A 237-nucleotide genomic window follows, 5' to 3' on the forward strand; every position below is an offset into this window, starting at 1 on the left:
GGAGGCGACGTCAGCCGTTGAGGCGCTCGCGCCGTTGCTCGCCAAGGGTAAAAGCTGCGCAATCCTTGCGCGCACTAACCGCATTCTCGACCCGCTGGAAGCCGTCTGTCGCTCGCACGGCGTGAAGTACTACCGCGCGTCGGGCGCGTCCGTCCTGAGCCGTCCTGAGGGCGCGCTGATGTGCAATCTGCTTGAGATCGTCGAGCGCGTGAAGGAAACCGGCCTCGACGCCGTGCT

Annotated in this window: 1 pseudogene; it reads left to right on the plus strand. The window is 65.8% G+C overall.

The features are described 5' to 3' along the window. Positions 1–237, plus strand: a pseudogene (locus tag SB786_RS37645) (ATP-dependent helicase); the annotation flags it as partial.

It is taken from the genome of Burkholderia sp. SIMBA_062, from assembly GCF_046534765.1.
Classification (GTDB): domain Bacteria; phylum Pseudomonadota; class Gammaproteobacteria; order Burkholderiales; family Burkholderiaceae; genus Burkholderia; species Burkholderia ambifaria.